Annotated in this window: 14 protein-coding genes and 1 tRNA gene; 13 read left to right on the top strand and 2 right to left on the bottom strand. The window is 59.1% G+C overall.

Annotation, left to right across the window (positions count from 1 at the left end; all coding sequences use genetic code 11):
* Position 1 precedes the first annotated feature (1 nt).
* The gene (locus GRI91_RS07155) at positions 2 to 2,605 is read right to left on the bottom strand and encodes a TonB-dependent receptor (protein WP_160735988.1); all 2,604 of its coding nucleotides are present in this window, start codon (positions 2,603 to 2,605) and stop codon (positions 2 to 4) included.
* A gap of 277 nt (positions 2,606 to 2,882) precedes the next feature.
* Here GRI91_RS07155 and GRI91_RS07150 point away from each other — a divergent pair.
* The 3 genes from GRI91_RS07150 (at position 2,883) to GRI91_RS07140 (ending at position 5,866) form a co-directional block, all read left to right on the top strand.
* Positions 2,883 to 2,967, top strand: a tRNA-Leu gene (locus tag GRI91_RS07150).
* Between the two features lie 252 nt (positions 2,968 to 3,219).
* The gene (locus GRI91_RS07145; RefSeq protein ID WP_160735987.1) at positions 3,220 to 5,202 is read left to right on the top strand and encodes an oleate hydratase; all 1,983 of its coding nucleotides are present in this window, start codon (positions 3,220 to 3,222) and stop codon (positions 5,200 to 5,202) included.
* A 37-nt stretch (positions 5,203 to 5,239) separates the two neighbouring features.
* Entirely contained in the window at positions 5,240 to 5,866 is a 627-nt protein-coding gene (locus tag GRI91_RS07140) for a TetR/AcrR family transcriptional regulator (RefSeq protein WP_160735986.1), read from the top strand.
* 106 nt (positions 5,867 to 5,972) lie between these two features.
* Here the strand turns inward: GRI91_RS07140 and GRI91_RS16325 are convergent, their stop codons facing one another.
* Positions 5,973 to 6,782, bottom strand: coding sequence for a LuxR C-terminal-related transcriptional regulator (locus GRI91_RS16325; protein WP_160735985.1), 810 nt, complete (start codon positions 6,780 to 6,782; stop codon positions 5,973 to 5,975).
* A 215-nt stretch (positions 6,783 to 6,997) separates the two neighbouring features.
* On the opposite strand from GRI91_RS16325, the gene GRI91_RS07130 reads away from it, so the two are divergent.
* From GRI91_RS07130 to GRI91_RS07085, 10 genes are all read left to right on the top strand, one after another.
* Positions 6,998 to 12,205 carry an autotransporter domain-containing protein gene (locus GRI91_RS07130; protein ID WP_160735984.1) on the top strand — a complete coding sequence of 1,736 codons (5,208 nt, stop codon included), beginning with the start codon at positions 6,998 to 7,000 and terminating at the stop codon, positions 12,203 to 12,205.
* Between the two features lie 150 nt (positions 12,206 to 12,355).
* Complete coding sequence (rpmI, locus tag GRI91_RS07125; protein ID WP_160735983.1) at positions 12,356 to 12,559, top strand: 50S ribosomal protein L35; 204 nt, start codon at positions 12,356 to 12,358, stop codon at positions 12,557 to 12,559.
* Positions 12,560 to 12,588: 29 nt separating this feature from the next.
* Positions 12,589 to 12,948 (top strand): 50S ribosomal protein L20, encoded by a 360-nt coding sequence (gene rplT / locus GRI91_RS07120; protein ID WP_160735982.1) that lies wholly within the window; start codon positions 12,589 to 12,591, stop codon positions 12,946 to 12,948.
* 162 nt (positions 12,949 to 13,110) lie between these two features.
* Positions 13,111 to 14,211, top strand: coding sequence for a phenylalanine--tRNA ligase subunit alpha (pheS, locus tag GRI91_RS07115; RefSeq protein WP_202385515.1), 1,101 nt, complete (start codon positions 13,111 to 13,113; stop codon positions 14,209 to 14,211).
* Positions 14,208 to 16,601, top strand: coding sequence for a phenylalanine--tRNA ligase subunit beta (gene pheT, locus GRI91_RS07110; RefSeq protein WP_160735981.1), 2,394 nt, complete (start codon positions 14,208 to 14,210; stop codon positions 16,599 to 16,601). Before pheS ends, pheT begins: the two co-directional genes overlap by 4 nt.
* Positions 16,602 to 16,651: 50 nt before the next feature.
* On the top strand, positions 16,652 to 18,175 hold the full coding sequence (locus tag GRI91_RS07105) for a peptide chain release factor 3 (RefSeq protein ID WP_160735980.1): 1,524 nt from the start codon (positions 16,652 to 16,654) through the stop codon (positions 18,173 to 18,175).
* A gap of 63 nt (positions 18,176 to 18,238) precedes the next feature.
* Positions 18,239 to 18,931, top strand: a complete 693-nt coding sequence (locus tag GRI91_RS07100; protein ID WP_160735979.1) for an endonuclease/exonuclease/phosphatase family protein — start codon at positions 18,239 to 18,241, stop codon at positions 18,929 to 18,931.
* A gap of 158 nt (positions 18,932 to 19,089) precedes the next feature.
* Positions 19,090 to 19,428 carry a P-II family nitrogen regulator gene (locus tag GRI91_RS07095; RefSeq protein WP_160735978.1) on the top strand — a complete coding sequence of 113 codons (339 nt, stop codon included), beginning with the start codon at positions 19,090 to 19,092 and terminating at the stop codon, positions 19,426 to 19,428.
* A 16-nt stretch (positions 19,429 to 19,444) separates the two neighbouring features.
* Positions 19,445 to 20,776 (top strand): ammonium transporter, encoded by a 1,332-nt coding sequence (locus GRI91_RS07090; RefSeq protein ID WP_160735977.1) that lies wholly within the window; start codon positions 19,445 to 19,447, stop codon positions 20,774 to 20,776.
* Between the two features lie 298 nt (positions 20,777 to 21,074).
* Positions 21,075 to 26,619: autotransporter domain-containing protein (locus GRI91_RS07085; RefSeq protein ID WP_160735976.1), on the top strand; the 5,545-nt coding region annotated here is incomplete at its 3' end.

Raw genomic sequence — 26,619 nt, 5'->3', positions numbered from 1 at the left:
ATCAGAAATCACGTTTTACAGTCACGGCCCATGTGCGTGGCAGGGCAGGATCGCCTGAAATAGACCCGGGTGATGCGAACTGCTCATAATAAGACGTGAAGTAATATTTATCGAACAGGTTCTGCACCTCGAGCGAAATGGACCAGTCATCCGCCTCACTCTTCCAGGTCAGCCGGGCATTGCCGATGAAATAACCGTCAATACGGTTGCTGGCGACCTGGGTGTCGAGTGCGCCGCCCCCGGCATTGGCGGTAACTCCGCCGACAAAGGGATCGGTTGCCGGCGGAGTTCCAAGGGGTGAGGTGTCAACGACGACAGCATCGTAATTGATCGCCTCGGTGTAAATATGGCTTTGATAAGAGCCGTCCACACGCGCTGAGAGAATGCCGCCCAGCACGTTTTCGAAATCATACTGGATGCCAAAGCTGGCTTTCCATTCCGGCGTGTAGGGTGTGACCATATCCAGTGAAACCGCCGTGCCTGCGCCGATTTCGGTATATTGGAAGTCGAGATAGCTGACGGTGCCATCCAGCGTGAGGCCATCAACAGGATTGATCAGCGTTTCAAGTTCGAAACCCTTCACTTCCGCGGTCCCGACATTGTTCGGCTGCAAACAGGGCGAGCCCGGGCAGGCCGACAGCGTCAGGATGATATTGCGGTAATCATTATAGAATGCCGCACCGTTCAGCCGCACACGCCGGTCAAACAGATCCGCCTTGAAGCCCACTTCATAAGCGGTGAGTTCTTCTGGATCGAACTTCTTGATCTGGTTGCAGGGCGCAATGACACCAGCTGGAAGATCCGAGCATTCGCCGGCTGAAGGGCCGTAATAAGGCCGGGGGTTAAATCCGCCGGCACGATAGCCGGTGGAAACCTGCGCATAGGTCATGAAAGCGGGTGAGAAGCGGTAATCCGCAGCAATTCGCCAATCCAGGCGATTGTCCTTGAAGGGTTCCGGGCTCACATCGTTAAGGCCAACGAGCAGGCAATTGGGATCATTGCCAATAGCTGTCGGCCCGGCAACCGGCGCACCTCCGAAGAAGGCGCAGGATTCCGGCACGGTCAGATCGGGATTGCGGCGGAAGAAGGTGTAGCGCTTTTCGTCCCAGGACTGACGTAAGCCGGCGGTGACGTTGAAATCATCCGTCACATGGACAATCGCATTACCGAATACGGCATAATTCTTGGCCGGGGTCGGGTCGGGGCCATGCAGGAAGTCCAGCCCCGCATAATTGAGATCAATCCGCCCGGTCAGCGTGCCATCGCGTTTGAAGTAGAAACCACCCAGCGTATATTCGAGGGCATCGTTGAAGGCCGAACCGAGCAGCCGCAATTCGGTGCTGTATTGTTCATTGTCCAGCCGTTGATAGAGCTGCTGATTGGCGATGGGTGAATTGTCGACATCATGCGCCCATTCGGACTGATATTCACGCCAGGCATTGATCGATTTGAGCGCCAGAGTGTCGCTGAGCTCAATATCGATCGTGGCTGAAACGCCGTAATTGGTCAGATGCTGGATCGGGTCGAAGACCACGGGCTTGTAGGGCGCCTGGCTGGTCGCCTCCTTCGCATCGATGAAGGTCGCGTAGCTGACATAGCGCCCGTCATAGCCCTGCAGCGTGTCGCAGCTGTTGCGGCCCGCAGGTACGAACTGGCAATTGTAACGCACCGGAGAGCCATCGGCCTTGGCCAGCCAGGGCAGACCGTCAGGCGTGACGGAGGCATTATTGGCGTAAAGCAGGACCGATGCGCCCGCTTCGGAGCGATCACGCAGATAATCGCCCGATATGTTCACTTCCATCGTATCGCTGGGCACCCACCGCAGTGATACACGTCCCGCAGCATAGGAAATGCCGCCGAGAGTGCCGAGCAGCGGATCATCGCTCACCGCAAAGCTGGGGACGTCGGAGCCGGGATGGCTGAGCGCATAATCGAGCCGTTTCACATGCCCGTTACGATTCTTGGAGACCGCGGCGATGCGGGCAAACAGCTTGTCATTGACGGCGAAATCCGCAAAGCCGCGCGCTTCGAGCCGCTCATACGACCCATAGGTCAACTGAACGCTGCCGCGCCCGTCGCCCTGCGGCTTGGTTGAAAACAGCTTGATCGCGCCGCCCAGCGAATTGCGGCCGGCAAGCGTCCCCTGCGGACCGCGCAACACTTCGATCCGGTCCAGATCCATCAGGTCGAGCAAGGCGCCGGTCAGCGTGGGAATATAGACATCATCGACATAGATGCCGACGCCGGGTTCCAGCGCGAAGTTGAAATCGGTCTGGCCGACACCGCGAATGAAGGCGATCAGGCCCGAACCATTCTGCTGCCCCTGCGGAGCCAGTGTCACATTTGGCGCCTGCTGGGCGACCTGCGCGACGCTGGTCTGGCTGCGGGCATCGAGCAATTCGGAATTGATCGCCGTAATAGCGAGCGGTGTGTCCTGCAGATTTTGTTCGCGGAATTGTGCGGTGACGACGATCTCCGCGACACCGGGATATTGCGTTGTTTCAGTTTGCGCCGCTGTTTCATCTGCTTCTTGGGCCTGCGCGGGCATGGCCAGGAATGCGCTCATAGCAATAAGCGACACGGAAACGCGTTTCAGGTGGGTCATTTGGCATCCTCCCCCAAGCGGACCCCTTCACAGGGTGCCCGACTGTTGCACTGATCGGCAGATGCGGCTTGGCCGTCTTTTCTGCCGAGTGATCAGCCGGGGAGCTTCATGGAATGACGGCTCCTCATAAACCGTCGAAATACTCCCCGTTTCATTTTTGTAGCGTGCAACATTCTTTTCGCAATCAGAAATAGTGCGCTAAATTGGTTAGCTGACGAATGATCCTATCGAGGGGCTGGAAAGCAGCCTTGCTGCACGCTAGAGGCATTTTGAGAGTGCGGGCGTGGCGGAATGGTAGACGCCGGGGACTTAAAATCCCCTGAGCTTTGCTCGTGCGGGTTCGAGTCCCGCCGCCCGCACCATATTTTTCAACAGATTAGCCATTTGGCACTCAGCGCGGGCGAGGCCTCGGCAACCACAGAGCAACCATCGTGTATGCTACTATGGAGCACTCCATAGTGCCGGTTTGCGCGCGCGTCCGACAGAGTGGGCAGACTCTACCCGGCCAAGTCCAGAATTTAACATATCAGTTGATATTCGGATTTCAGGCACTATCTTAATCTTATAAGGTCGTCACGTTCAACACGGCCAGATGACAGATAACGGAGCCTCTCATGACCCATGGCACACACTCCGGCCTTTACGGCAATTCCACTGCTCCGGACGGTTTCGAGCACGAACCTGACGCTACTGCAGGTTATTGGAGCCACCGGGCGAAGAACACCTTGCCGCCCCCCGATTTCGTTGGGGCCTATGCCCGGCACCGCCCTCTCCCCACGCCTGGAGTTGAAGACCGGAAAGCCTGGATTGTCGGCGGCGGGATTGGCGGGCTCGCCGCTGCATTTTACCTGATCCGTGACGGCCATATGCCGCCCGCCAATATCACCATTCTCGAAGAGATGGATGTTGAGGGCGGCTCAATGGACGGCTCCGGCAACCCCGAAGACGGCTACCTTATCCGGGGCGGAAGGGAGATGAACTGGAACTATGACACCCTGTGGGACATGTTCCAGGATGTCCCCGCCGTGGAACTGCCTGAAGGCTATTCGGTGCTGGATGAATACCGTCTTCTGAATGACAACGACCCCAATTATTCCAAGGCGCGCCTGATGCGCAATCAGGGGGAAATCGCCGATTTCACCGATATGGGGCTGACCAAATCCCAGCAATGGGAAATGATCAGTCTGATGCTGAAGAGGAAAGAAGACCTCGATGATATAACCATTGAGGAATACTTCTCCCCAAGCTTTCTGAGCAGCAACTTCTGGGCGCTGTTCCGCTCCATGTTCGCTTTCAAGAACTGTCACAGCCTGCTGGAAACCAAGCTGTACATGCACCGCTTCCTGGATTCGGTTGACGGGTTCGGGGACTTGTCAGCCCTCGTTTTTCCGAAATACAATCAATATGATACCTTCATCAAACCGCTGGCGGACATGCTGCGCGAAAAAGGCGTCCGTTTCCAGTTTGCCACGCGCGTGCAGGATCTGGAACTGAGCGAGACCGGCGCCCAAAAAACCGTGACCGGTATTGTCTGCACCGTCTCAGGTCAGCCGCGCCGACTGGAGGTTGGGGACCGCGATCTCGTCTTTGCGCTGACAGGCTCGATGACCGAGAACACCGCCTATGGCGATCTGGATACCGTGCCGCAACTTACGGTCGGACGACATGAGCCTGGCGAAAACAGCGGCTGGACGCTCTGGCAAAATCTGGCGAAAAAGTCTGATGTCTTCGGCCATCCCGAAAAATTCTATGGCGACACCGACCAGTCGATCTGGGAGTCCGCCACCCTGACCTGCAAACCTTCGCCTCTGGTCGACAAGCTCAAGACACTTTCGGTCAATGACCCCTATTCGGGACGCACAGTGACCGGCGGCATCATCACCTTCACGGATTCGAACTGGCTGCTGAACGTAACGTGCAACCGGCAGCCCCATTTCCCTGATCAACCCGACGACACCCTTGTCTTGTGGGTCTATGGCTTGCTGATGGACCAGCCGGGCAATCGTGTCGCCAAGACCATGCCGGAGTGCACGGGGCGGGAGATTCTCACCGAACTGTGCTATCATCTGGGGATTGAAGACCAGATCGAGGCCGTGGTTGCCAACACCAAGGCGCGCATCGCGCTGATGCCCTATATCACGGCGCAATTCATGAAGCGCGCCGCCGGTGACCGGCCCCGGGTCGTGCCGGAAGGGTGCACGAATCTGGGCCTGATCGGGCAATTCGTGGAAACCCGCAATGACATCATCTTCACGATGGAAGCGTCTATTCGCACGGCCCGGATCGGGGTCTACAAATTGCTGAATATTCCCAAGCAGGCACCCGATATCAGCCCGACGCAATATGACATCCGCAATCTGCTCCGGGGCGCGCGCGCGCTGAATAGCGGGAAGCCGTTCCTGGGGGAAAGATTGCTGCACCGGCTGCTGGACAAGACCTATTATGCGCATATCCTGCCGCCCCTTCCTGAACCCGAGACCCAGCGTCGTGAAGCCTTCGAGGCCGAAATCGAGAGTCTGGCCGCCAAAGGTGGCAGCGCGCTGAAGGCGCTGGGGACATGGATCAGCAACGTCCGCAAAGGGTTTTCGAGCGAATGACCGTTAACCCCGGAGCCACAGCCAGAAGAGCCTCGCGATGACGGATGTGCCCCGCCGACTGTCGCGGCAGGAACAGCAACAGCGCACGCGCGAGCGCCTTCTGGATGCGGCCGAAAGCCTGTTCGCCGAAGGCGGGGTCAATGCGACCTCGCTTCGGAATGTGTGCGAGAAGGCCGGGTTCTCCCAGGGGGCTTTCTATTCCAACTTCGCGACCAAACAGGACCTTTTGCTTTCGGTTCTCCAACGTCATATCGAACGCGAAGCGGTCCTGTTGCAGTCTCTGGTGAAATCCGCGTCGAGCGATACGCTCGATCATGCTCTGGAAGGGTTTGCAGAGCATCTCACGGCGATCGCGGAGCAAACGCAGTGGTCCTTGCTGGCGATCGAAATGCAATTACAGGCGCAGCGGGACCCCGATTTCGCCGCGCAGAGCGCTCACGCGCGCAACACCAGCTATGATGCCCTGGCCTTGGTTCTGGACACACTGAAAACGCGCTTCGAGCTCAGCTATCAGCTTCCGACCCGGCAGTTTGCGATCAGCCTTTACGCGCTTTGGTCCGGACTCGTTCTGTTTCGGGCGGGAGATGAGGCGACATCGCGTGCGGACGTCCTTCTGACCTATCTCAGAGGACTGATTGCGTCACCAAAGCCTTTGAAGGGTTGAGACTTGGACTGCGAGCACCATCATCGCCGGGCTGGTCCCTCTGCAACGCGCCGGCGTAAGCGCAGCCCGCGCCGAAATTGAGAGCGCGGACTTCCGGCCCAATCCCTTACGTACGGCCGAGCCAGAGTGCCATCAGGGCTGTCCGGCTGGAGACACCATATTTGCGATATATGCTCTTGATGTGGTCATGTGTCGTGTGCGGGCTCTGGTCGTTGGCTATCGCCACTTCCTTCTCCGACATGCCCTGCAACACCCCGCCAAGCACGGCATGTTCCGTCGGGGTCAGGGGCGCGGAGGCAATGCCGATTCCTTCACCCAGCATCTGCAGGCGATAGAACCACTTCAGCCCGCGCACTGTTTGCGACACGATTTGCATATCGCGGGCCGAAAATGCTTCCTGCTCCGGCCCGCGATGCAAACCGATCTGCACCTCGACCTCATCATTGATCGGGATGCCCGCCCAGATGGAATCCTTGCGCCCCAGATCCAGATAGAAGCGCTTGTAATTCTCGCTTTCAAACCAGTCAGGCGTGGCGAGATCTTTCAGATGGAGAACGCGGTATTGCCCCGCCTGCGCCACATTGCGCAAAGTGGTGATGTCTGGTTCGCCCTGTTCCATTTCATCAAAGGCCTGTTTCATCGCCTGCCGCGCATCAGGCCGATGATTGTGCGCTGAAACGCTGCGGGGGCGCCAGCCGCGCATGGGGTCTTTATCCACGTCGGTGGCAAAGCGGACCACGCCGATCCAGTCCGCCTGCTCGGCATCGATCAGATCACATAATGTGCGCAAAAGATGATCGCGCGATTCCTGGAATTGCGAGGCCGAAAAATCAGCAAGCTCGTCCCATAGCCGCGTGATGCGGGCGAGGGTCTCCGGATCGGTGGGCGTCGCGGGTTCAAGGGAGGAAAATTGCACGGTGCGCTGCTGTGATTTTACTCAGGGAACCTGCGCGATAGCTTGACCCCGTAGCGAGAGGAACCCCGCAAGACAGGATATCCCCCCTGAATAGGGGATTCACCGCAAGCGATGACTTCGCAATAGCACGTAGTGATTGAGTGCGCGCCATAGGGGGTAGCACTGTCTTCGGTCCGGCACAGATCCGGATATCCATTCAAAAAGGGCAGAATACCATGCTTCCTCTCATGAACCGTCCTGATGTCCAGCGGTCGCACGCCCTGAAACAGCGCCGGATGGTCGCGGCAGTCGGGGTCAGCCTGCTGGCCCTGTCGGCCAGTCCGGCACTGGCAACTCCAGGCTCGGGTGGTCTCGGAGTGGGCGAAGAAGCGGACGGCGTTCCTGGCGAGTACGGCCAGATTATTTCCGGGACAATCACGGAGGATATCCTTGGCGGTGATGGCGGCGATGGCCCTGATTATGAGAGTGACTCCACGCCCGGCAGTTCTTTTCCTGCGCTGTCAGGTCAGGCTGGTGTGAATGGCGGCGGCAAAGGCGGCGATAGCGGTGTCGCAATTTCTTCCATGTCCGGTGGCGGCGGTGGCGGTGGTGAAGGCGCGCGGTTGGATGGCGACGATGTCATCATTCTTGCTGGCGTGACGGTTGCTGGTGGATATGGCGGCACCGGCGGTGGCGGTTGGAACCCGGGTGGCGGCGGCGGCGGCGGTGACGCGATTGATGGTGACGCCCTGACTGAGGGGAATGGCAGCACGCTGACCAATTACGGCACAATCCTGGGCGGCAACGGCGGCGATGGCGGAGAAAACTACGACAGGTGGATTGGCGGTAACGGAGGCTATGCTGGCGAAGGCATCCGTACGGCCCATCTCACCATCGTGAACCATGGCGCAATCATTGGCGGCGATGGTGGCAACGGCGGCAACAATGCCACGACCGATTCCTGGGCCGGGAACGGCGGCTATGGAGTCTGGGCCTCGAATTCGAGCATCGTGAACACGGGCACAATCACCGGTGGTGATGGAGGTGACGGCAGAATGGGCGATGGTGCGGCAGCCATTTTTGGGGGCAATCTGGTTGTTAAGAACGCAGGCTATCTGAACGCAGGCGCCAATGGTGCACCGGGGCCAATTGAAGAAGGCGGTTCAAACGAATTCGCGATTTTCTTCGCGGCCGGCGAAAATCGCCTTGTGCTCGGGTCTGATATGCCCACAGACGGAATCAACGGGGTGGCCTACGCTGCGGGCGCTTCCACCGATACGCTGGTGCTGGGCGGCGCGCTGAATGGTGGCTCCACCACTTCCAGCTTCGACGTGTCGGACATTGGCGATGCCGAGCAATATCGGGGCTTCGAATATTTCGAAAAGACGGGCGATTCCGTCTGGACGCTGACCGGCACGGGCGATCAGGACTGGCTGGTGACGGCGGGGGAGCTGCGAGGTGATACGGAGAGCCTGCAAGGCGATCTGACCAACAATTCCATCATCACTTTCGATCAGGATTTTGACGGCAGCTATTCCGGCAGCATGAGCGGCAGCGGTGTGCTGGTGAAGGACGGTTCTGGCAGGGTCGAATTGACCGGTTCCAACAATCAGGCGGGCGGCATCCGGCTGGAGGCGGGCACGCTTGATATCGCCAATAACAACGCTTTTTCCAGCAACGCCCCCTTGGTGGTGAATGGCGGGACGTTGCAGCTGAATGATCTGGGAGTCACCGTATCCTCTCTGTCAGGAACCGGCGGAACAGTGGACCTGGGGCCGGGCAACTATAGTTTTGGCGGCGGCCTGACTGTGGACCAGGGCGCTGACACGAGCTTCGCCGGGAACATCGCGGGCGGACCAGAGGGCATGGATAGCCTGACCAAGCGGGGTGAAGGCATGCTGACGCTGACCGGCACCAACACCTATGCCGGCAACACGGTCCTTCGCGGCGGCACCCTGTCCGTGAGCTCTGATGCGAATCTGGGTGGGGCCACCAGTCATCTGACCTTCAATGCAGATCCACAGACGTTGCTGCCGCCGACATTGGCGGTGACGCAAAGCTTCACGACCGGGCGCGACATTCAGAGCATAATCGGCATTGGCGCCATCTCCGTGGCGGAGGATGTCACCTTCACCATGGACAGCAATGTCGGGAATGGCTGGTTGCAGAAGGTAGGGGCTGGCACCTGGCGCCTGACAGGTGAGGGCGACTATAATCTGGGTGTATTGGAAATCTACGATGGCCGGGTGGAAGTTGCCGCCAATATGGAGTGGGGCACTGACTACACTGTCGGGGCATATTCCTATGATGGCCGTGGCGGTGACTTGGCGGAATTGTTCGTTACCAATGGCGCATGGCTTTCCACAGATTCTCTGACCATCGGGAACGACGACAGCACTTCTCGCGTGCTGGTGGATGGGGCGGATACCTGGATTCAGGCGCAAACAATCGATTTTGCTTTCGGCCAGCAGGGAACAACCGCCTACCTCACGTTGGCCAATGGCGGTAAGGCGACGGCCTATCGCGGCGGCATCGATCTGGGCGGTTTCTTTGAAGGTAGCACGGGTATTATTACCATTGGCGCGGAGGTCAGCGATCCCGCCAATCCGGAAGCAGCCGCTGGCGCTGGCTATCTGGATGTGCCTTCCGTCCGCTTCATGTCCCGCTCCAGCCGTGTGGTCTTCAACCATACGGATCAGGATTACGAATTTGGCGCTGCGCTATCAAGCTACAGTCAGGGCCAGCAAGGCGGACGATCGGCCGGCGGCAATATCGACCATTTCGCCGGCGTGACCAGACTGACGGGCGACAGTTCCGGCTTTGACGGGCAGACCAATATTCTGGGCGGCACATTGCGGGTGGAAAATGTGCTGGGCGGCACGATCATGATTGATGGGGGAACGCTGGGCGGGTCCGGCCGGATTCTCGGCGATGTCACCGTCGATACCGGATCTCTCGCACCTGGCAATTCGCCGGGAACGCTGAATTTTGGCGGCGATTTGACTTTGGGCTCAGGCTCGAGCCTTGATTTTGAACTTGGTTCCCCCAGCGGCACGCCGGGCGTGGATAGCGATCTGATCGAAGTGGCGGGCGATCTTGTTCTGGACGGCACACTCAATGTCAGCGACGCGGGTGGTTTTGGTGAAGGGCTTTATCGCCTGATCAATTACGGCGGATCACTGACCGATAACGGTCTGGAGATCGGTAGCGCGCCGGGCGCCTACACTTCGGATTGGATGCAGGTACAGACTGCGATCAACGGCGAAGTGAATCTGTTGGTCAGCGAAGTGGAATATTACCTGTGGGATGGTGCCAACTATTCGGCCGATGGTACAATCTTTGGGGGCAATGGCATCTGGACTGCGCAGGACACCAACTGGACCATCCCCACTGGCGATTACAACGGAGTCTATGCGCAAGGTTTGCTGCTGATCTTTGCCGGAGATGCCGGCACGGTCGCTGTCGATAACAGCGATGATGCTGTGAAGCTGACAAATGGAGTGCAATTTGCCGTGGACGGCTACCAACTGACCGGCGATGCCGTGACGCTGGAGGGTGCCAACATTATCCGCGTGGGCGATGGCACGCAGGGCGGCGCGAGCTTCGTCGCCAGCATTGGCAATGAACTCACCGGCAGCGGTTCGCTGGAAAAGACCGACCTCGGCACTTTGGTGCTGACTGGGAAAAATAGCTATAGCGGTGGCACAAAGGTGACTCATGGCACCCTTGTGGCGGATATGGGAAGCCTCGGCAGCGGCGATGTGGAACTGGGGAGCGATGGCACTCTGCGGATCGACCAGCAGGAAGACGGAACATCCAGCCACAGCTTCTCGGGCACCGGCCTTTTTCATAAACTTGGTGACCGCGTGGTCACTGTCACCGGTGACAGCTCTGCTTTTGCGGGCAGTGGTGTGGTCGAGGAAGGCGGCCTGATTGTGGATGGCAATCTGGGCGGCGCGCTGGCGATGCAGGATGGCGCATGGCTGGGCGGCTCCGGCACTGCGGGCGAGGTGACGCTGGCGAATGGCGCGGCGGTAAGGCCGGGCAACTCCGTCGGCACGCTGAATGCCGCGAACATGACCTTCGAAGCTGGCTCCACCTATCTGATCGAGCTGAATGACGGTGGCTATGCCGCCGGCGTCAATAACGACCTGATCTCTCTGACCGGCGGGGCTACCATCAATGGCGGTACTCTTCATGTGACGCCGGAAAACGGAACCGATGATGGCACGACCTATCTGCCCGGCGGCACCTATACGGTGCTGACCGCCGATGGCGGCGTGACGGGTGAGTTTGACGCTCTCGTGGACGATTTCGCCTTTCTGGATTTCACGGACAGCTATGACGCGAATAATGTCTATCTGACGTCCAGCATCTCCGTGCCCGGCTTCTGCCTGGATGGCATGACGGCGAATCAATGTGCCGCGGGCAATGGCGTATATTCTCTGGAGCAGGGCGATCTGCTGGCTGCCGTGCTCCAGCTTTCGGAAGCGGAAGCGCCTGATGCGATGGACCAGCTTTCGGGCGAAATCCATGTCTCTGCCGCAAGTGCCTTGCTGGATGATAGCCGCTATCCGCGCGAAGCGATTCTGTCGCGCGAGCTGCCGGCCAGCGAAGACGGAGTGACACTTTGGTCCCAGGCTTTTGGCGCCTGGGGCCATTGGAATGCCACGGATAACACGGCGCGGCTGAAGCGTTCCAAAGGAGGAGGTTTCATCGGTGTCGATGCGCCTGTCGGCAGCTCCGCACATCTCGGTATCATGGCTGGGTACAGCGATGACGACATGACCATGGAAGCCCGCAATTCCAGCGCCGATTCTGAAAGCTGGCATCTTGGCCTGTATGGCGGCGCGCAAATCGGCTCCGTCGCCTTGCGGCTGGGCGGTATCTATAGCTGGCACGCGCTGGATACGCAGCGGAACATCGCCTTTACCGGTTTCGCGGATAGCCTCTCATCCTCCTATGATGCGCGGACCGCGCAGATATTTGGCGAAGTGGCTTATGCCATGGGATTCGGGAGCGGCTCGGTCGAACCCTTTGCCAATCTGGTCTGGGCGAATGTGGATGTTGACGGCTTTACCGAACAGGGCGGCGCAGCGGCTCTCTCAGGGAAGAAGACCAAACTGGACCGCGCATGGTCGACGCTGGGTCTGCGCGGCAAATTCCGGATCGGAGCAGCGGAGGATGTCCCGGTCCTGTCCGCGTCGCTGGGGTGGATGCACGGCTTTGGAGGGGATGTGGATCCGGGGCAATACAGCTTTGCCGGTGGTGAAAGTTTCAGCATTTCCGGTATCGGGCTGCCGCAGGACAGCGCCTTGCTGGAAGCTGGTCTGACCTTCACCGTCAGCGGCAGGACAGCGTTTCGTCTGGCCTATGATGGCCGGCTGGGCTCGGGCTTTGAAGATCACGCAGTCAAAGCATCTTTGACCGTCAGCTTCCGTTGAGCACAGTTTTGCGCACGCGCTTCACGAATCGCTTGAGTTTCCCGTGCGAAGCGATTATGCGCGCCGCTTCACCGACACGTATTTCATGGGCTGGTCTGGCGACAAGGGCTGCCAGGGCTGGTCAAACGTGTCTCAGATGAGGAGACGAAAATGCCCAAGCTGAAAACCAAAAGCGGTGTGAAGAAGCGTTTCAAGCTCACCGCAACAGGCAAGGTCAAGCACGGCGTTGCCGGCAAGCGCCACCGGCTGATCAGCCACAACGCCAAGTATATCCGCCAGAACCGTGGCACCACCGTGATCTCTGACGCTGATGCGAAGACGATCAAGAAATGGGCCCCCTACGGCCTCGATTGAGCCGGGTTCAAGGACAGGAGATTTAGACCATGCCACGTATTAAACGCGGTGTTACAACGCGCCAGAAGCACAAGCGGCTTTTAGATCAGGCGAAGGGCTATCGCGGCCGTCGCAAGAATACGATCCGCGTTGCTCGTCAGGCCGTCGAAAAGGCCGGCCAGTATGCCTATCGCGACCGTAAGGTTAAGAAGCGCAACTTCCGCGCCCTGTGGATCCAGCGTATCAACGCTGCGGTGCGCGCTGAAGGCCTCACCTATTCGCAGTTCATGCATGGCGTTAAGCTCGCCGGCATCGAACTCGATCGCAAAGTCATGGCCGACCTCGCCATGAATGAAGGCGAAACCTTTGGTGTGATCATCAAGCAGGCTAAGGACGCGCTCCCCGCCTGATCGGTATCATACCGTTTCATTGCACAAAGGGCGCGGCGGGTTTCAACCTTCCGCGCCCTTTTGTTTACCACCCCGCGGCCCATCGGCTCGCCAATTAGGGGGTTGGGCTGGCGCGCCGCCGGGGCTAACAGGCCGCCAGACCTTCTTTGCAGCAAAGACATCATGGCGGAACTGGAACACATCGAAACACAAGCCCGTACGCGGATTGCCGAGGCGCAGGATCTTGCCGCGCTCGAACAATTGCGGGTCGAATATCTGGGCAAGCAGGGCAGCGTTTCCGCGCTGCTCAAGACGCTTGGCAAGATGACGCCCGAGGAACGGCAGGAACAGGGCCCGAAAATTCAGGGGCTGCGCCAGAGCGTCACCGACGCGCTGGCCGCACGCAAGAGCGCGATGGAAGAGGCCGCGCTGGAACAGCGCATGGCCGCCGAAACGCTCGACCTGTCATTGCCCGCACCAGATGAGGCGCGCGGTTCGGTTCACCCCGTTTCGCAAGTGATGGATGAAATGGCGGAAATCTTCGCCGATCTCGGCTTCGCGGTCGCCACCGGCCCGGAAATCGAGGATGACTGGTACAATTTCACCGCGCTCAACATGCCGGAAAGTCACCCGGCGCGCGCGATGCATGACACGTTCTATTTCCCCGACACGGCCCCCAAAGGCGGACGGATGCTGCTGCGCACGCATACCTCTCCGGTTCAGGTCCGCACGATGCTGGCCGATGGGGCGCCGCTGCGCATTATCGCGCCCGGCCGGGTCTATCGATCGGACAGTGATGCCACGCACACGCCCATGTTCCACCAGATCGAAGGACTGGTGATCGATAAGGGCATTCACCTTGGCCATCTCAAATGGACGCTGGAAACCTTCCTCAAGGCCTATTTTGAGCGCGAAGATATCGTGCTGCGCCTGCGCCCGTCTTATTTCCCCTTCACCGAACCTTCGGTGGAAGTGGATGTGGGCTATCGCAATGAAAAGGGCCGGCGCATCGTTGGCGGCAATGGCGATGATGCAGGTCATGCGTGGATGGAACTGCTGGGTTCAGGGATGGTCAATCCGCGCGTGCTCGAAATGGGCGGGCTCGATCCGCAGGAATATCAGGGCTTTGCCTGGGGGCTGGGCGTCGATCGCCTGGCCATGCTGAAATATGGGATGGATGATTTGCGCGCCTTTTTCGATGGTGACCATCGCTGGCTGTCGCATTACGGATTTTCGGCTTTCGACCAGCCGACGCTGTCGGCTGGCGTAGGAGCACGGGCATGAAATTCTCGCTGAACTGGCTCAAGACCTATCTTGAAACCGACGCAACGGCTGAAGACATCGCGGCCAAGCTCAATGCCATCGGGCTGGAGCTGGAGGGGCTCGATGATCCGGCGGAGAAGCTGGACGGTTTCCGCATCGCCCATGTGCTCACCGCAGCGCCGCATCCCGATGCGGACCGGTTGCAGGTGCTGTCAGTCGACACCGGTGAGGGCGATCCGCTGCAGGTCGTCTGCGGTGCGCCCAACGCGCGCGCTGGCATGAAGGGCGTTCTCGGCCTGCCCGGAGCAGTGGTGCCCACCAACGATATGAAGCTGCGCAAGAGCGCCATTCGCGGCGTCGAATCCAACGGCATGATGTGCTCGGCGCGCGAGCTTGATCTGGGTGAAGATCATGACGGGATCATCGAATTGCCCGAAGACGCGCCCACCGGCACGCCATTCGCGCAATATCGCGGTTCCTCGCCGGTCTTCGACGTGGCGATCACACCTAACCGCCCCGATTGCATGGGCGTCTATGGCGTGGCACGCGATCTCGCCGCTGCGGGCCTCGGCACGCTGAAGCCGCTCGAAATAGCGCAGGCCCCCGGTGCTTTCGCCTGCCCGGTGGAAATCCGCACGGATGATGCAGAGGGCTGCCCGGCCTTTTACGCCCGTGTGATCCGCGGCGTAAAAAATGGCGTCTCGCCGGAATGGATGCAGGACGCACTGCGCGATGCAGGACAGCGGCCGATTTCGGCGCTGGTCGACATTACCAATTATCTGATGCTGGGGCTTGGCCGTCCGGCGCATGTCTATGACCTCGCAAAGCTCAGCGGAGCAGTGGTTCCCCGTCGCGCGCGCGACGGGGAAGAGGTGCAGGCGCTCAACGAAAAGACCTATCGCCTTGATTCCAGCATGACGGTGATTGCCGATGATGCCGGGGTGCATGACATTGCCGGTATCATGGGCGGCGAACATTCGGGCGTGTCCGAAGGCACGAGCGATGTTCTGCTCGAAATCGCCTATTTCAATCCTGAACAGATTGGCGTCACCGGTCGGACGCTCGGGCTGGCGAGCGACTCCCGCACGCGGTTCGAACGCGGGGTCGATCCCGCATTTCTCGATGACGGGCTCGATCTGCTGACGCAGCTGGTGCTCGAAATCTGCGGCGGTGAAGCCTCCGAAGTGGTGCGCGCTGGCGCAGCGCCGCTGGACACCAAGACGGTGGCCTTCGATCCCACGCTCGTATCTCGTCTTGGCGGGGTCGAGGTGAGTGAGAGTGAACAGCGCGCCATTCTGGCCCGGCTGGGGTTCAGCGTTGATGAGGACTGGCAAGTGGGCGTGCCCACATGGCGCCCGGATGTCGAAGGCGCTGCGGATCTGGTGGAAGAAGTCGTCCGTATTTACGGGCTCGACAAGGTCGCCAGCGTGCCGTTGCCGCGTGTCCCCGGTGTTGCGCGCCCCACCGCTACGCAGCAGCAACAGCTGGAGCGGCGTCTGCGCCGCGCCGCCGCCGCGCGCGGTTTGCATGAAGCGCTGACCTGGTCCTTCATCCCCGTGTCCGAAGCCGAACATTTCGCGGTGGAGGGGCAGGCATTGTGGCTGCTGGACAATCCGATCAGCGAAGACATGAAAGCGATGCGCCCGTCGCTGCTGCCGGGAATGCTCGCTGCGGCCAAACGCAATCTGGATCGCGGCGCCGCAGGCATAAGCCTGTTTGAAATCGGTCGCCGCTATCTGCGCGGTAAATCCGGTGAGAGTGATGAACGCGCGACGCTGGGCGTGCTGCTGGCGGGGGAAAAGACCCCGCGTAGCTGGGCTGGCGGAAAGGCCGTGCCTTTCGATGCGTTCGATGCCAAGGCGCAGGCCATGGCGTTGCTCGCCGAAGCGGGAGCCCCGGTGGAAAAGCTGCAAGTAATGGGCGGGGCGGGGAGCCAGTTTCATCCGGGACAGAGCGCCACCTTGCGGCTTGGTCCCAAGAATGTGCTCGCACGCTTTGGTGCGCTGCATCCCAAAACGCTGGAGGCTTTCGATGTTGAAGGGCCGGTGGTGGCAGTGGAAATCTTCCTCGATGCGATCCCGGCGAAGAAGGGCGCGGCTGATTTCGCCCGTTCTGCTTACGCGCCGCCAGCCTTGCAAAGCGTGATGCGCGATTTCGCCTTCCTGGTCGATGCCGCGATGCCGGCTGGCGATCTGCTGCGCAGCGTGAAAGGGGCGGACAAGGCGAATATCGTCGATGCGCGGATCTTTGACGATTTTCGCGGGGCAGGCGTGGCTGAAGGCAAGAAATCTCTTGCCGTGGAAGTTACACTTCAGCCGGGTGATGCCAGCTATACCGAAGAACAGCTGAAAGCGATTTCGGATAAAATCGTCCAGGCTGCGGCTAAACAGGGGGCGGAATTGCGGGGATAGGGACCGCGGATTTCATCCGCTCCTTTCCCGATCCAATCCCGAGGCTTCTCATGACATCCAATCGCCGCACCTTCGCCATTATTTCCCACCCTGACGCGGGTAAGACCACGCTGACGGAAAAGCTGCTGCTGCAAGGCGGCGCAATCCATCTGGCGGGGGAAGTGAAGGCGCGCGGACAGGCCCGCCGTGCCCGTTCGGACTGGATGAAGATTGAGCAGCAACGCGGTATTTCGGTCACCAGCTCGGTGATGACCTTTGAACGCAATGGGGTGACCTTCAACCTGCTCGACACGCCGGGGCATGAGGATTTCTCCGAGGATACCTATCGCACTCTGACAGCGGTCGATTCCGCGATCATGGTGATCGACGCGGCCAAGGGGATCGAGCCGCAGACGCGCAAATTGTTTGAAGTCTGCCGCCTGCGTTCGGTGCCGATCATCACCTTCATCAACAAGGTGGACCGTGAAGGGCGCCCGACGTTCGAACTGCTCGACGAAGTGGCCGATATGCTGGCGCTGGATGTCAGCCCGCAAGGCTGGCCGGTCGGTATGGGTGGGCAATTCCAGGGCGTGCTCGATTTTGCGAGCAACACGGTCAGCCGCCCTGAAGGCCCGAGCCGCGAATTTTTGGGCAAGCGTGACGAAAATCTGGATCTGCCGGAAGACATTGCCGAAGAGGCTGAACTGGCACAGGTCGGCTATCCCGAATTTGATCTGGAAGCCTATCGCAATGGCGATCTGACGCCGGTCTATTTCGGTTCGGCGCTGAAGAATTTCGGCGTTACCGAATTGATTGAAGCCATCGCAGAAATCGCGCCCCCGCCGCGGCCCCAACCGGCAGGCGAAGAGGAAATCACGCCTGAGCGCGATGAAGTCTCCGGCTTCATCTTCAAGGTGCAGGCCAATATGGACCCGCAGCACCGCGACCGGATCGCTTTCATGCGGATGGTGTCGGGCACTTTTAAACGCGGGATGAAGCTCACGCCCTCGGGGCTGGGCAAACCGATCGCGATCCATTCCCCGATCATGTTCTTTGCGCAGGACCGCGAAATTGCGGATACGGCGGAAGCGGGCGATATCATCGGCATCCCCAACCACGGCACTTTGCGCGTGGGCGATACCTTGTCGGAAAAGAACCAGATCCGTTTCACCGGGCTGCCCAATTTTGCGCCGGAAATTCTTCGCCGCGTACAATTGCGCGATCCGACCAAGACCAAGCAGCTGCGCAAGGCGCTGGACGATCTTTCCGAAGAAGGCGTGATTCAGGTGTTCTATCCTGAAATCGGCGCGCAATGGATTATTGGCGTGGTGGGCCAGCTTCAGCTGGAAGTGCTGATCGCGCGGCTTGAGGCGGAATATAAGGTGGAAGCCGGGCTGGAAGCTTCACCCTTTTCCACCGCACGCTGGATTTCCGGCAGCGCGGAAGACGTGCAGACATTCGAACAGTTCAATCGTGCCAATTTGGCCAAGGATCGCGAAGGTGACTGGGTGTTCATGGCCAAATCCCCCTGGGATGTGAATTACCAGCAGGAAAAGAACCCCAGCCTCACCTTCAGCGCAACCAAGGAGCGCTGAGCAGGCGGGGGCCTCTCTCCCGCTATTGGGAAACTCATGCCATGGCTTGAGAGTAGAGGTTCCATGCAGCTTACTTTTGCCAGCTATAATATTCACAAGGGTATCGGCCTTGATCGGCGCCGTGACCCGGAACGCATCATCAATGTCCTGAACGAACTTGGCGCTGATATAATCGCCTTGCAGGAGGCTGACCGCAGGCTGGGACGCCGCGCCGCGGTGATCCCGCGGCAGATGCTGGCCGAACATCACTGGCAATTGGTGCCGCTGGCGGCGCGCAGTGAAAGCATGGGGTGGCATGGCAATGCCATTCTGGTGCGGCGCGGCGTAGATATTCTGGATGCCGAACCCATCACATTGCCAACGCTGGAACCACGCGGGGCCGTTTGCGCGCGGCTGCGTGTCGATGGCCGCATCATGCGCGTGGTGGGCATGCATCTCGATCTGTCCGGCCTGCGCCGGCGGCATCAGATCGAGGCCATCTGTTCGCATATGGCCAGGGGCGCGGAGCCCTCGATCTTGATGGGGGATCTGAATGAATGGTCCAATCGGAAAGGGGCGCTGCGCGCATTTGGCCCGGAGTGGAATGTTCTGGCACCGGGAAAGAGCTTCCCCAGCCGGCGACCGCTCGCCCGGCTTGACCGTATTGTCATCTCGCCCGAGTGGCGCTGCGTGTCGCAACAGGTGCATCATAGCGCGCTGGCCGCCATCGCCTCCGACCACCTCCCGGTTAGCGCTGCGCTGCAATTGCCTGCCTAAAAAATAGGCAATTGCACAAGATTCGGGCGCTGACTTCGACAATGCCCGAACTGTATTGTTCGTTTCTGCGCGCAAATTAGCACGAAACGGAAACTGGCATACCTTTTGCTTAGTAGTCTTGGCCGGGAGATTGACCGGTAAGCAAGAGGGGGTCAGTGATGAAGTTCATCATCGCTATCATCAAACCATTCAAGCTCGACGAAGTGCGCGAAGCCCTGAGCGGCATCGGCATTGCGGGCATGACTGTGTCTGAAGTTAAGGGTTTCGGCAGGCAGAAGGGGCAGACCGAGATTTACCGCGGCGCAGAATATTCGACGAATATGCTGCCGAAGGTGAAGATCGAAGTCGCCGCTACCGACGCAATTGCGCCGCAGGTCGTTGAAGCCATCCAGCAAACGGCCAGCACCGACAGTATCGGTGACGGGAAGATCTTCGTTCTCGACCTGGCATCGACCACGCGGATTCGCACTGGCGAAACCGGCGACACCGCGCTGTGATCAGGGGGATATTTCAATGAAACGCAATTTCGTGAAATTTGCAGCAGCGGCGCTTGGTGCGCTGGCTGTGTCCGGCCCGGCTTTTGCCGCGCCGGCTGACGCTGCGACGGCGGCAGCCGAAGCTGTGGGCGGTGGCACTGCCTATATCCTGAACACCTTGCTGTTCCTGATCGGTGGCTTTCTGGTCATGTGGATGGCGGCCGGGTTCGCCATGCTCGAAGCTGGCCTCGTACGCTCCAAGAACGTCTCGCTTCAGTGCCTGAAGAACATTGGCCTCTATTCCATCGCTGGCATCATGTTCTGGGTGATGGGCTACAACATTGCCTATCCCGGCTTTGACGGCACCGGCTTCATCGGCGGCCTGATTGGTCCCTATGCCATGCAGGGCGTGGGCGAAGCGGACACCGCCACCGGTTATTCGGTGGCATCCGACTGGTTCTTCCAGATGGTTTTCTGCGCCACCACGGCCTCGATTGTTTCGGGCACGCTGGCTGAGCGTATCAAGATCTGGCCGTTCTTCATCTTCACCGTTGTTCTCACCGGCTTCATCTATCCGGTCGTGGTCAGCTGGGAATGGGGTGCAGGCTGGCTCGATGGCATGGGCTTCTCGGACTTTGCCGGTTCCACTCTGGTGCACTCCACCGGTGGCTGGGCGGCACTTGCTGGCGCTCTTATCCTCGGTCCGCGTCTTGGCCGCTATGTGAATGGCAAGGTCAATGTCTTCCCGGCATCGAACATTCCGCTCGCTACTCTGGGTACGTTTATCCTGTGGCTCGGCTGGTTCGGCTTTAACGGTGCGTCGCAGCTTGCCATGGGCACGATTGGTGACGTTTCTGACGTGTCGAAGATTTTCGTGAACACGAATATGGCGGCAGCTGCCGGCGTGGTTGTGGCGATCATCCTGACGCAGATCCTCTATCGGAAGATCGACGTCACCATGGCGCTCAACGGTGCACTGGCGGGCCTGGTGTCCATCACTGCCGAACCGCTTACGCCCAGCGTACCGGCGGCCCTGTTCATCGGCGCAGTGGGTGCAGCCATCGTGGTCTTCACCGTTCCGCTGCTCGACAAGCTGAAAATTGACGATGTTGTCGGGGCCATCCCGGTCCACCTTATGTGCGGCATCTGGGGCACGCTGATCGTGCCGCTGACCAATACGGAAGTGCCGTTCATGGCGCAGCTGACTGGCGTTGTTGCCGTAGGTGTCTGGACATTCGTTCTCAGCGCAATCCTCTGGTTCATTCTGAAGCTGGTGATGGGCCTGCGCCCAACCGAAGAAGAAGAATTGGCCGGGCTGGACCGCGTAGAGGTCGGGGTCGAAGCCTATCCTGAATTCGTCAACCAGTGACAAGATTGGCCGGGGCGAAGCAGTTGCTCTTTTCTCCGGCCTCACCACGTTCCTCCTGCGAACGTTAGACTTAATGGCCGGGACCTTCGGGTTCCGGCCTTTTTTTGCATTTTGCGCCATTTTGGCAACAAGATTACGAAAACGACGGTTTTTCTAGAAATTATTAAATATTTCACCGCGTCTAACTGGACAGGCTGCTTTAGGGAAACTACTGACGGGCTGTTCATGAGCCGGATTCTGCCGCGCTTTGACAAAGATTTCGCGCCTCTTAGCGGCGCAATGTGAGGGAGTTACACGGATGAATCGCAATATGCGCCGTATATTAGCGGCTGGCGTATCGCTTGGAGCGCTGACCGCGTCACCGGCTTTCGCCGATCACGTACCAGCCACCGATGGTACTGTAGCGGGGAGTGTCGAGGAAGATAACACTTCCGCTTCGATCACCGAAACGCTGGACATTACCACCGCTGATGGTTTTTCGGGTGACGTGGATCGCACGGCTGGGCTTCCTGCTACAGCTGTTTCAGTGACCAGCGAAGCAAGCGGTCAGTTTGGTCAGGCGTATGATGCGGCAGGCGGAACGGCGACGGATGCGACCGTCGATGCGACGATCACCGCTGGTGAAGACGTCAACATCCTCGCTTATGCTGCGGTGACAACGTCTGGGGCGGCGAATGCTATTATTTCAGCAGGCGTCTTTCAGGATCTGACCGGCGACGACGGTGCGACCGGTTCGATCACGAACAGCGCAGCGATGGGCATTTATGCCACGGCGATTGCCAATCCTGCTTCTGCGACGACACTGCCGAATAACGTGACAGCGGATGCAAACATCGTCTCTGGCGTGTCGCAAGTGGTTTCCGCTAGTGATGGCGCGGCAAGTGCATCTTTCGCCAATGCTGAAGATGCAAGCCTGCTGATTACCGCGAACGCTGAAGCCCGGGCTAACACCCAAGCCACTGCGGAAGCTTTGGTGGGTACCGCTATTTTGCAGACGGTTGTCGGCGACAGTGCTTCGGCCGACCTGGCTAATGCGGGTGCTATCGAGATTTCCGCTGGTGCGGTTGCGGCTGCTGCTTCTGCGACTGCTACTGCTACTGATATTGCTAACGCCAATGCTCAGATTAATAATGGCATTCGTCTGTCAGCTAATGCGATGGCTGGTTCTGGCCCAGCTGCGGCGAGCTTCGCCAATGACGGTTCGGTTTCCGTGCTTGCGTCGGCTGATGCGGAAGCAGACGAAGCGACGGCAACTGCCGGCAGTAGCTATGCGGCATCTCTTATGGCTATGGGTGAAGCGGCCACGGCTACCTTCGCCAATAATGCCGATGCTACTTTTGCAGCAGCCGTCAATGCAAATGCAACCGGCAGCGATGCTGGCGTCACCGGTAATTTGCAAGATGTATTCGGCGTGTTGGCGCAGGCCGGTAGTGATGATGCGGTGGCTTCGCTGACCAATGATGGCGCGATTTCACTGACAGTCGCCGCAGGTGCGGATAGTACCGCTGAATCGGGTGCAGGTGCCAACGCTACCGGTGGTGTAGCACGCGCGGTAAACGTCACTGCGGGTGCAAATGGCGATGGTAATGCTGCTGCGGCTTCATTCTCGAATGCTGGCAGCTTCACTGTCGACATCGATTCTGTGGCCGAAGCCGATGAAGCGAATGCTGTAGCGAACGCTAACTCATTTGATAATCTTGTGAGTGTTTCTGGCACAGGCAACGCCGGTGCGGACGCGAATGCCAGCGTGACGAATGACGGCACATTCACATTGACCCTGGATGCCAAGGCAACGGGAACATCGACAGCTGAAGCGAATGCCTCTGGGCCCGCGGCTGCATTCTATGTTGACTCCGGCAGCACGAATGGCGACGCCGTCGCGGCGCTGACCAACAATGGTTCGCTCACCTTCGCATATGCGGCTGATGCTGCGGCCAACTCGGCTGAAGCTACTGCTGCTGCCGGAGAGGCATTCATTGTTTCTGCAACAGGCAGTGTTTCGGGCATCGATCTGGCCGATGCGTCGGCTTCGGTTGTTAATGCCGCTTCTGCGACGATGGGTGTTGATGCAAAGGCATCTGCAGCTGGTGAAGCGGGCGCGGACGCCGATGCTCGAGCCTTTGGCGGCATGGTCTCTGCAAACTCAGACAATGGCGATGCCATTGCCACTCTGCAGAACGATGGCGCTTTGAGCCTGACGGCAGTGGCAACCGCAATGTCCACCAATGCTGAAGGCACCGCTAATGATGCTGCGGCTAATGCGTCCATTGGGACTCTTGGTTATTCGTTTGACGTAGATGCGCAGGCAACAGACGAAGGCAACGGCACCGCGACCTTTGCGAATAGCGGTTCGGTAGATGTTTCGGCTTCGGCTTCGGCAGTCGCTGACGATGCAGCCCAGGCAAACGCTACTGCAAGGGGTGCCCGGGTTAATGCGACGGCCAATGACGATCCTGACAAACTGGCTCTGGCATCGTTCGACAATGCCGGAACGATCACCGTTTCCGGTGATGCCGCGGCGGAAGGTGACTCAGCCGAGGCCACGGCACGTGGCTTCTCTCTGGCTGCCATGAATGCTTCGGCTGTTGCTGTTTCAGACCCGAGCGGCGGTGCGACGGCTGAATTTGTGAATGGCAGTGATGCAGAAGCGACCTATACGCTCAACGCGGCCGCTGATGCGGCTGATGGCAATGCTGCCGCCAATGCCAATATTGCAAGCACCCCGCTGGGCGTCATCGTCGCCACTGCCGATGCTGACGATAACAATGCATTGTCGAACGTTCAGAACGACGGTGCCATTGATGTTGTCGTTACTGGCACGGCAAACGCTGTCGAAGGCAATGCAGATGCCAATGCTCGTATCAATTCGGTCGTCTATCAGTCTGCCAATCTTGATGTGAATGCGGATGATGATTTCTCTTCGACCGTATCGCTGAGCAATGGCGGAACCATCTCTGCCGACATCAGCGCAGTGGCAACCGCTGCAGATGATGACAGCACAGCAAATGAAACCGCGATGGCAATGGCTGCGCTCGGCGGTACCGGCAACCAGGCCGGTATCTTCCAGACAGCCCAGGGCTCGACCGTAACGCTGGACAATGCCGGCACGATCGACTTCGCTGTATCGGCTAATGCCACCGGCGAAGAAGCGGCTCAGGCTTTCACGGTGGCTGATGGTATCGACCAGTTTGCTGGCGGTGAAGAAGCATCCGTATCGCTGAACAATGCTGAAAACGCAGTGATCTCGGTCACTGGTGCTGCAGTCGCTACCGCAGACGAAGCTAACGCAGCGACCTTCACGCGCGGCGTGGGGCAGAGTGCGTCAGCTACGACGGCTAGCGTTGCCTTCAGCAATGCCGGTACGTTTACGGCTGCAGGTACGGCTACCGCCAATGGTGCGGCAACCAACACCGGCACTGGCCTGGGCGCCTTCGCTTATGCCGATGTGGAAGGTGTCAACCAGTCGCTGAACGGGGATGAACAAACCGCGGTCTTCGCCAATAGCGGCACGTTCAACGTTACGGCTCTGGCCAATGCGACCAACACTGACACTGAAGCAACCGCTGGCGCAGCTTTCGCTGTGGCAGAAGGCTACACGGTAGAAGACGACTTCGCACTCGACGTTACCAACTCGGGTACGATGAACGTTTCGGCTGAAGCGAATGGTGTCGCGGCAGGCCGCGCCCGTGCAACGGCCATCCAGGCTGTCGCCACCGGCGATGCCGCAACCGGAACGATCGTCAACGACGGTACGATTTCGGCTATGGCAACGGTCACCGGCGGTCTCGGGCAGGAAGTCGGAACCGGCACTACGGTACAGAACGTAGGCGTCGATACGGCTATCGCTCGCGGCATCCACGTGAACGGCGCTGAAAACACGGCAACCGTGACCAACAATGGCACGATTTCTGTGGTCGCCACGAACGATGGTGCTGGCACGACCGATGCTATCATCACCGAAGCGGCAAACAGCTTCCCGTTTGACGGCCCGGCTTACGCACCGGCAGCAGCAACGGGTATCCTGTTCACGGGTGGTACGGGTACAACCGGTACGGCTCCGACGGGCACGGCTGTGATCAACAACTCGGGCGTTATTACGGCTCAGTTGGTGAATGACGGCGTGATCGAATTCGGCACGGCGATCAATGTCGAGAATGCTCCCAATGCAGTGCAGGTCAACCTGCTCGGCGGCGGTAACATCTACGGCAATATCGAACTGTCGGATGATGATGCGATCACCGTTTCTGGCGGCGAAACCTCGTTCGAGGGCATCGTGAACTCGGATGGCGTGCTCGACGGGTCGCTGACGATCGCCGAAGACGGCACGCTCTACCTGCGTGACAACCGCGAAACGGCGACCGACGTTCCAGCAGCACTGGTTAATGTTGAAGACTTCACGGTTGACGCTGGCGGTACGCTGGCACTCGACCTGGTAGACGGAGATGCTGACCCTGCTTATCCGCAGGTGGTGGCCGATACGGCTGACATCACGGATGGCGTGCTGGAAGTTCGCGTTGCAGATCCTGATAGTCTGCTCGCCAACTCCTACAGCTATGACAACATCATCGATGCGAACACTCTGACGGGTACCTTCGCAGATGTCGTCACACCGAACCTGTTCCTGGATGCCACTGCAGTTTATGACACGGATGACAACGTCGATCTGACGGTCGCTCGCGTCGCCTTTGACGACAGTGGATTTGCTCTTGGCACCAACCCGGCTTCGGTCGCTGGTGGTCTTGAAACCATCTACGATCCGACGGGCAATGGCGATATGGATGACCTCTATATTGCTCTGTTCGGGGTCGACAATGTGGCCGATTATTCGGACGCACTGTCGCAGCTTTCCGGCTCGCAATATGCGACTTACCTTCAGTCGCTGAGCTGGATGGGTAACCGCTTCAACGGCATTCTGGCAGACATGGGTGAGTGCGCCGCACTGAACACCGATGCTGGCATGCTGACCTGTAAGCGTCACGGCCCGGGTATCTGGGGTACGGTGAACTACGGTGCCGAGAATATCGATGCCGATAGCAGCATCGGAGCTCCCGGTTACGACAGCGACCAGTGGTACGCCGCTTTGGGTGCGGATATGCCGTTGGGCGAATATGGCGTGATCGGCATTGGTGCCGGTTATGTGAAGAACAAGGGTAACTTCGAAGGTACGGCAGGCAATCTGTCGGCTGACATGGATGCCGATGGCTTCCAGGTCGGTGCTTACGCAGCTTACGATCCCGGCAATTTCTACGCGAAGGCTTCCGGCTCCTATTCCGAAATCAAGGGTGATAGCACGCGCTCGATTTCGATCGGAGATTTCGGTGGTGCACTCACTTCCTCGCCGAAGGCCAGCATCTGGGCTCTTGGTGGTGAAGTTGGCTACCGTCTGCCGGTCGGTAAGGCTGTAACCTTGACCCCTTATGCGGGCCTCGATTACGTCTCTGCCGAATATGACACCTTCACGGAAAGCGGTCTGCCAGGTGCGAACCTGACCGTCGACGGTAAGGACAGCTACGCAACGTCCGAACTGGGTGTGAAGCTGCAGGGCACGATGGGCGCGATCCAGCCGGAACTGAAGGTTGGCTGGCGTCATAGCTTCGAAGAAGATCCCGCTTACATCACAGCAGCCTTTGCTGATGCTCCGGGTACTGCATTCAACATCTACGGTCCCGATAGGAACCAGGATGCGATTGTTGCCGGTGCCAAGGTTGCCGGACAGGTTGGCGAAAGCACCTGGCTGGAACTGGGCTACGAAGGTTGGATGGCCAGTAAGCAGGATGTCCATTCCGGCTTCATCACGCTGCGTCATGAGTTCGGTGCGGCTCCGGCTGCGGTAGCTCCGCCTC

The organism is Altericroceibacterium endophyticum, assembly GCF_009827595.1.
GTDB classification, from domain to species: Bacteria; Pseudomonadota; Alphaproteobacteria; order Sphingomonadales; family Sphingomonadaceae; genus Altericroceibacterium; species Altericroceibacterium endophyticum.
This window is presented reverse-complemented; position numbering and strand designations above follow the sequence as displayed.

Excerpts from the sequence above, each read along its gene's own strand:
- rplT (WP_160735982.1), top strand. The coding sequence starts at position 12,589 with ATGCCACGTATTAAACGCGGTGTTACAACGCGCCAGAAGCACAAGCGG.
- GRI91_RS07090 (WP_160735977.1), top strand. The coding sequence starts at position 19,445 with ATGAAACGCAATTTCGTGAAATTTGCAGCAGCGGCGCTTGGTGCGCTG.
- GRI91_RS07095 (WP_160735978.1), top strand. The coding sequence starts at position 19,090 with ATGAAGTTCATCATCGCTATCATCAAACCATTCAAGCTCGACGAAGTG.
- pheS (WP_202385515.1), top strand. The coding sequence starts at position 13,111 with ATGGCGGAACTGGAACACATCGAAACACAAGCCCGTACGCGGATTGCC.
- GRI91_RS07105 (WP_160735980.1), top strand. The coding sequence starts at position 16,652 with ATGACATCCAATCGCCGCACCTTCGCCATTATTTCCCACCCTGACGCG.
- GRI91_RS07145 (WP_160735987.1), top strand. The coding sequence starts at position 3,220 with ATGACCCATGGCACACACTCCGGCCTTTACGGCAATTCCACTGCTCCG.
- GRI91_RS07100 (WP_160735979.1), top strand. The coding sequence starts at position 18,239 with ATGCAGCTTACTTTTGCCAGCTATAATATTCACAAGGGTATCGGCCTT.
- GRI91_RS07130 (WP_160735984.1), top strand. The coding sequence starts at position 6,998 with ATGCTTCCTCTCATGAACCGTCCTGATGTCCAGCGGTCGCACGCCCTG.
- GRI91_RS07140 (WP_160735986.1), top strand. The coding sequence starts at position 5,240 with ATGACGGATGTGCCCCGCCGACTGTCGCGGCAGGAACAGCAACAGCGC.
- pheT (WP_160735981.1), top strand. The coding sequence starts at position 14,208 with ATGAAATTCTCGCTGAACTGGCTCAAGACCTATCTTGAAACCGACGCA.
- GRI91_RS07155 (WP_160735988.1), bottom strand. The coding sequence starts at position 2,605 with ATGACCCACCTGAAACGCGTTTCCGTGTCGCTTATTGCTATGAGCGCA.
- rpmI (WP_160735983.1), top strand. The coding sequence starts at position 12,356 with ATGCCCAAGCTGAAAACCAAAAGCGGTGTGAAGAAGCGTTTCAAGCTC.